Here is a 6960-nt window from a genome sequence, read left to right on the forward strand (position 1 = left end):
CTCACGCGTGGTGGGCCGGACATTCCGGGCACCATCATCCCGGCAGGCTCCACTGACTTGCTCGGCTCGTTCACCTTCCGCATCGCGTTCCAGAATTCTGGGCAAGATTTTGGCTTGGCCGGCGCCATTTCGACGCTGATCTTTATCATCACCGGCATCATCGCCTTTGTGAATTACCGGGCCATGCAAAAACTGGCTGCCAAAAGGAGTGCACGCTCATGATGGTTGAAAACAAACGATCGCTGTTTTGGCGCAAGGTTGCGGCACACACATTTCTGATCTGTTTTATTGCGTTGATTTTGTTCCCATTTTTGATGGTCTTGTCGATTTCCTTTCGCGAAGGGAATTTTTCGACGGGCAGCATTTTCCCCGAACGACCAACGCTTGAACATTGGGCTTTGGCGCTTGGGTTTGAATATACACGGGCCGATGGCACCGTTATTTTGCCGCCATATCCGGTTTTGCTGTGGCTGTGGAATTCGGTCAAAATCTCCATCATTGCCTCTGTCGGCATCTTGGTATTGTCGACCACTTCTGCTTTTGCGTTTGCGCGGATGCAGTTTAAGGGCCGGGTTGGCTTGCTCGACACCTTGCTGATCGTTCAAATGTTTCCAGCGGCTCTAACGGTTATCGCCGCCTATGCGATTTTTGATGCCTTGGGCCGTGTGGTGCCTTGGCTCGGGATCGATAGCCACCCGGCGTTGATCTTGTCCTATCTATCTGCAATCACACTACATATTTGGACTATCAAAGGCTATTTTGATAGCGTTGACCCGGCGCTGGACAAAGCCGCAATGATTGATGGGGCCACCCCTTGGCAGGCGTTCCGTTTTATCTTTTTGCCTCTGTCCGTGCCGATTTTGGCCGTGGTTTTTGTGTTGTCCTTTATCTTTTTAATCAATGAATATCCAGTCGCTTCTGTATTGTTGCGCAATACCGATCAGATGACATTGGCGGTTGGTGCGCGGCAATATTTGTATGAACAGAAGTATCTCTGGGGCGATTTCGCCGCTGCGGCTGTGCTGTCTGGTTTGCCTATTACCGTTATCTTTTTGTTTGCACAGCGCTTCTTGGTGTCAGACCTTGGTGATGGCGCTGTAAAAGGATGACGAAGTCATAATTGCAATGTAATCTCCGAGCGGAAACGGGAGGGATTATGTCAAACACAAGCAAGCGGAATGGCCTTGGTACGCGACGCAGTTTTTTGAAGAAGTCAGTTGCAACTGGCCTTGGGGTTGGGGCTGTAGCTTTGACAAAGGGCGCTTTCGCGAGTGAGAAAACCGACTTTGATGTCATAATTGTTGGTGCAGGTATCGCCGGGCTAACCGCTGCCAAACTGTTGGTGGGCTGGGGCTATGAAGTTGGCGTATTGGAAGCGGATCGTGAAATCGGCGGACGGATTAAAACGGACAATTCGTTGGGGGCCGCATTCGACCTGGGTGCTGCTTGGGTTCACGGCCCAGATGGTAATCCAATTTCAAAACTTGCACAGAGTGTTGAGGCCAATACATATCTGACAGATGACGACAGCTATAGAGTTTTTGATGCATCAGGTAGCGTTGTGCCAAAAGCGAAAATCACTCGTTATTACAAAGATTTGCAAGAGATTTTTGGTCGCGTAGATGCTGCGTTCGACAATGATCAGCCGCTAATCGACGCCCTTAAAAAGGTGTCGCCTGGCATTGAAAAAGACGAAGTGTTGCAGTGGATGCTTTCTGCCTATACGGAGTTTGATACTGGCGGTCCATTGGACAAATTGTCGGCATATTACTTTGATGAAGACGAAGCTTTTGATGGTGAAGACGTTGTTTTTTCAAAGGGTTATGCGCCCATATTGAAACCTTTAGCCGCCGGACTAGATGTGCGGTTAAACGCTCAAGTGGACAGAATAGAATATGAAAAGGGAGAGGGTGCCTACGTCTATGTCGGCGATCAACGATTTGAATCGTCTTTTGTTATTTGCACCGTTCCACTGGGTATTCTGCAACAAGAGAAAATTGAATTTGAACCCGCTTTGCCTAAGAAATTGCGGAGTTCGATCGGCAAAATTGGTATGGGGAATGTGACCAAACTCGCCTTAAAGTTTGACGCGGCGTTTTGGCCCGAGGACATACAATATTTTGGGTTGATGAATGAAAAAAGAGGGCGTTGGAATTACTTCTTAAACTACCGTACTTTTTCCAGTCAAAACATATTGGTCGGGTTTTGTTTTGGCGATTATGCCAAGCAAGTTGAAGGACTTGACGACACTGATATGCTGGCAGATTGCATGGATGCGGTGCGCACCATGTTTGGCGATCAAGCGCCTGAACCAACAAAGATTTTACCAACAAGATGGTCGAAAAACCCGTTCAGCGGTGGTGCTTACTCCTATTCAAAAGTCGGGGTGAAACCGGCAGATTTTGACGGGCTGGGTACACCGATCGAAGACGTTATTTTGCTAGCGGGTGAACACACAACGTTTAAGCATCACGCAACAACGCATGGCGCATATTTGAGTGGCATTCGTGCGGCACAATTGATCGAAGAGAAATTAGCTTGAGGGCAAGTCTTTGGCTGGCGTGACCGGGGATAAATTGGGTGAAATGTGCCTGTTTGTGCCGGGTCTGTCCCAACTTGTTTCATGATTGTGCCAAGACAGTGCCATAGTGTTGCAGTGTTAGTGATCTGTATGGTGTTTATTCGCTGTTTCAAGTCAAAGCGGCTCGCGGGGTGAGGTGAGTTTTCTTGGCTTGTCTCTGGACCAAACCAATTCTGTGTGTTTTGATTTTGAGGAACCTTGGATCACATGAGCCGTTAGGGGAGGAAACACATGGCATTTCCGACAGCGACCGAACAATATATGCTGGAGCTTATCAACAAAGCTCGGAGCGACCCGAATGCAGAAGCGGCGCGCTTGGGTATTGACCTCAACAAGGATTTGACCCCCGGAACGATCAACGGAAATGCGAAAGCACCTTTGGCATTTAGTACGTTTTTGAATGTCTCTGCTGACAAGCATTCAGTATCGATGATCAACGACAATTACTTTAGTCACACAGGAAGCGACGGAACCTCACCCACCAACCGGATGTTTGCTGCAGGGTGGACCAGCTCGAACGGTGGATACAGTACTGGTGAGAATATTGCCGGGGCGTTCGGTTCGATTTACGGATATAACGCTTTCACAATGGGTGTTCATCATGACGGACTTTTCAAGTCGTCGGGCCACCGTAAAAATCTGATGTCCGAAACATTTTCTGAAATTGGCATTGGTCAATTTGTTGGCGCCTATAGTGATGTGCAATTCGGTACACTCACCACATCAATGGTCACACAAAACTTTGCTCATGGCGGGCGCACGTTTTTAACCGGCGTGGTGATCAATGATGCGGATGGCGACAATTTTTATGACATTGGCGAAGGACAAGGGGCGGTTAGCATAAAGGCGGTGGGCGCCAACGGCACTTTTTCGACCATGACCTGGGATGCGGGTGGCTACAGTCTGCAGGTGCAAGCAGGCACTTACGAACTTGAGTTTAGCGGCGGTGGTTTAAACGGTACCATCAAAAAAACAGTGACCGTGGGCGCGGCTAATGTGAAAGTTGATGCGCGTACCGCCGAAGCAGTTGTTGATGGCAATAAAACCATCAACGGAAATGCAAGTTCTGAAGTGCTTTTGGGGGGTGAGGGGAACGATACCATCACCGGTGCTGGTGGCAACGACACAATTAATGGTGGTGCTGGTGTGGACACGGCCAAATATGCCGGTGCAGCGACGCAATTCTCTTTAACAATAACCAAAGGTGCGGCGACCACAGTGCAGGACCGTAAAGGCACTGAAGGTGTGGACAGCCTGACAGGTATTGAGAATATTGATTTTTTGACGGGCACCAAAGACGTCAATTTGGATGCGCTTGATGGGGTGGTCAATGTTTCCGCTGCGGATCTGACCGTTTTCATTGAGATGTATATTGCCTATTTCAACCGCGCACCGGATGCTGAAGGTCTGTTCTATTGGGGAACCCGTTTGAGCGAGGGTATGCAGCTGAGCCAAATTGCCAAAAGCTTTTTTGTTCAACCTGAAACGGTGGCGCTTTATCCTGATCCAAATGATACGACTGGGTTTGTGACTGCGGTTTACAACAATTTCCTTGGCCGTGCGCCAGACACCTCAGGGTTTAACTATTGGGTGAGTGAACTGAATTCGGGTTCTGTTTCTCGCGATGTCTTTATGCTGGCGATTATTAATGGCGCCAAAGCTGCAACGGGCAACCCAAATGATGTTGATTACATCACAGGCAAGGCCAAGATTGGCACTTATTTCTCCGTAATCAAAGGGATGGGCGACAAAGGCAACGCTAAATCTGCCATGGCTTTGTACGATGGCAGTGATGCAGGACTAGCTGCGGCGAAAAACGCTGTGGACGCTCAATATACAGCTGCGCTTGACCCGAATAGCGGTGAGCTTCTGATCAATCTTGTTGGCGTTATGGACGATCCGTTTACAATTTAAGAGAGTACGCCGCCCTGTGGGGCGGCGCTTCTGATTTCATTGGGTTTTAACCAGCTGCTCTATGCCAGCCGATCAACCTCGGCGGCCACGTCTTCGTGGAACTGTTTGTTGATCGTGCGGCCAACATAGGCGAACAGGATGCCGCCTAAGCCGATAAAGCCGATTAACAGGCCGATCAGCCAACCAATGAAGGGGATGAGCCCCAGGATGAAGGCAAGGATGATGCCGGCGACCATGGCAATGGCGCGTTTGGCCAATGTGTCACCTTCAAAGCCAAAGGCTTCAAGCACCCTTGCGGCAAGGAACCATGCACCTGCGATATAGCCCAAAAACACAGACACGATCATCATAACAATAGCGACTGGGATCAGTGGGATTCCGATGAGGGTTACGCCCAAAACTGGAATGAGACCGATGAACATGGCTACGCCCAACATGCCAAAGAAGATGGATTTGAACGGTTTGGCGATGGCCACTTCATAAGCGATTTGGCTGCGTTTGGGAAATAGTGCCAACCAGATTATGCCAACGATGGGCAAGATCAACAGCAACAGCATGGCAGACACCCATGCGATCAGCAAGCCTTGGGTGGTTTGTTTGGCCACATCGCCCATACCGGACACCATTTCTGGCTGGGTGATTTTTTCAATGGTGACCCGGTCGGCCGAAGCGACAGAGGCGGGCACTTTGATGTCGTCTCGTGTGGAGCGAATGGTTAGGGCGCCATCAACTTTCGCCCCCTCGCCAAAACTTATCCGGTCACCAGAAAAGCTGACGTCGCCTTTAACATTTGCATTGAGGTCAAAACGTGCAGCGCCGATCAAAACCGAACCTAAAACGGGGGCATTGATGGTCACGTCCGCGCCCGCTGCGCGCACATTACCGCCCACTTCACCGTCAATCCGAACGCTTGAGCCGGACGAGGTAACGTCTTTGGCCGTTGCGCCATTGATGCGAACCATATTGCCAAAGGCATAGGTGTTGCCCATGACGTCGCCATCCACGATAACTTCAAAGCCTGCGGCATGCACATCGCCGTTTACGGTGGCGCTAACGGTGGGTTTGTAGCCTGTGGCAAAAACATCATTGGCTACAGTATTTGTAATTTCGGGGCTTTCAGCGCCGATATAAATATCACCGCCGAAATCTAGTCGTTCTTCTTTGGATTCTTGGGCAAGTATTGGGGTGATCAATATTGCCAGAAATGCCAGTATTAAGGAGGTAAATCGCATGATCGTCTTCCCTGTTTTTTAAAGAGTGCAAATTTAAGACTAATCATGGTGCGGCCAAGCGCCTTGATCAAGATCAGGATGGTAAATAAATCCCTAATTGATGTCTTGTACTTTAGGTTATCAGTTGCATCATCAAAGCAATTGCTGGTTTCGCCAAAGGTTGAAAAGCTGTAACAAGCATAGCAGAACGATAAGCATCAACCTTCCGCGGGAACATTTCCAATGCGCATGAATCTGAAGTTTCTTTCCGTGAAGGAAGTCCCACGGCTTTTTTGGAGTGCGCCCAAAGCCCTAACGTTTCGGCCGCCAGCCATTTCTTTGGCTTTTTTGGCTTTATCGATAGTGCTCATAGCATCCTGAAGAGCTTTGCGCATACTGATGTTGGCTTCTTCTTGTTTCTGCCCAAGCTGTTTGACAATTAGCATACGGCGCTCTTCAGTGAGTGCAGGTATCTGAATGCGGATGATCCGTCCATCATCTGCTGGATTAAGCCCAAGAGACTCGTCTGCCCTGATCGCTGAACTAATAGCTGCAATATTGTTCACATCAAATGGAGATATCTGGATCAGTTGTGGTTCTGGCGTGGTAACAGTAGCCAGCTGATTAAGCGGCATCTGGCTTTCGTACACTTCAGCAGTCACACCATCAACCATACTCGGATGTGCCCGACCAGTCCGCAGTTTGTTTCGTTCTGCACTAAACCGCTCTTTGGCCGCTTCTAAATTCGTTTCCAACTCTGCTATAACTTCTTTATCCATAGTTCCTCCAGATTAGTACTATGTCTCTAGTATACAACGAACCACTTCATACCTTCGCAAAAGGATTAGTTACTTTGAGTCCCGAAAACTTCGCGAAGTCCTTAACATTGTCAGTTGCAATGGTGTGTACGTCGTTCGATAATGCGGTGGCAGCTAAATATGCATCGAAGACTCTGTTACCGTCCAACTTATGTACTGTGCTAAATTCCTGCAGCAAGCTGAATGTCAAACTGTTCGGCAGTATCATCTGAGAATCGCCGCAAAGCAAGTTGAGTGACCTAAGGGCCGAGCCGACTGGCATTGGGTGAGAATACTTCGCGTGCGTAAGTATTCGAAACGCTTCAAGTATGTTCTGGTGCGCGATGACAGGTGTATCGCGCAATTCACGAAGAAATGTTTTCGCCTCAGAATGCTTCGGGCTGGAAGTGTTGATAGCGTAAATGAGTATATTCGAATCTATGAGTACGGTCATATA

6 protein-coding genes and 1 pseudogene are annotated in these 6960 nt (G+C 48.9%); 4 read left to right on the top strand and 3 right to left on the bottom strand.

All coding sequences use genetic code 11. From position 1 onward, the window contains the following. The 4 genes and pseudogenes from malF to Q0231_RS04005 form a co-directional block, all read left to right on the top strand. Window positions 1-222: pseudogene (malF, locus tag Q0231_RS03990) on the top strand (maltose ABC transporter permease MalF); the annotation flags it as partial. Beyond that, window positions 219-1109, top strand: coding sequence for a maltose ABC transporter permease MalG (gene malG / locus Q0231_RS03995; RefSeq protein WP_299345385.1), 891 nt, complete (start codon window positions 219-221; stop codon window positions 1107-1109). The pseudogene malF and the gene malG, both read left to right, overlap by 4 nt. Before the next feature lie 47 nt (window positions 1110-1156). Further along, complete coding sequence (locus tag Q0231_RS04000) at window positions 1157-2542, top strand: FAD-dependent oxidoreductase (RefSeq protein ID WP_299345388.1); 1386 nt, start codon at window positions 1157-1159, stop codon at window positions 2540-2542. 270 nt (window positions 2543-2812) lie between these two features. Next, a complete protein-coding gene (locus Q0231_RS04005) occupies window positions 2813-4495 on the top strand; it encodes a DUF4214 domain-containing protein (protein WP_299345391.1) in 1683 nt (560 codons plus the stop codon). A gap of 59 nt (window positions 4496-4554) precedes the next feature. Here the strand turns inward: Q0231_RS04005 and Q0231_RS04010 are convergent, their stop codons facing one another. The 3 genes from Q0231_RS04010 to Q0231_RS04020 all read right to left on the bottom strand — a co-directional run. Beyond that, a complete protein-coding gene (locus Q0231_RS04010; protein WP_269394639.1) occupies window positions 4555-5727 on the bottom strand; it encodes a hypothetical protein in 1173 nt (390 codons plus the stop codon). 197 nt (window positions 5728-5924) lie between these two features. Beyond that, the gene (locus tag Q0231_RS04015; protein ID WP_299345394.1) at window positions 5925-6485 is read right to left on the bottom strand and encodes a ribosome-recycling factor; all 561 of its coding nucleotides are present in this window, start codon (window positions 6483-6485) and stop codon (window positions 5925-5927) included. Between the two features lie 46 nt (window positions 6486-6531). Next, the coding region (locus Q0231_RS04020) for a PIN domain-containing protein (RefSeq protein WP_299345397.1) at window positions 6532-6960 on the bottom strand (429 nt) is incomplete at its 5' end.

Origin of the sequence: uncultured Maritalea sp., assembly GCF_937139385.1 — a bacterium.
In the GTDB taxonomy this organism is placed as follows: Bacteria; Pseudomonadota; Alphaproteobacteria; order Rhizobiales; family Devosiaceae; genus Maritalea; species Maritalea porphyrae_A.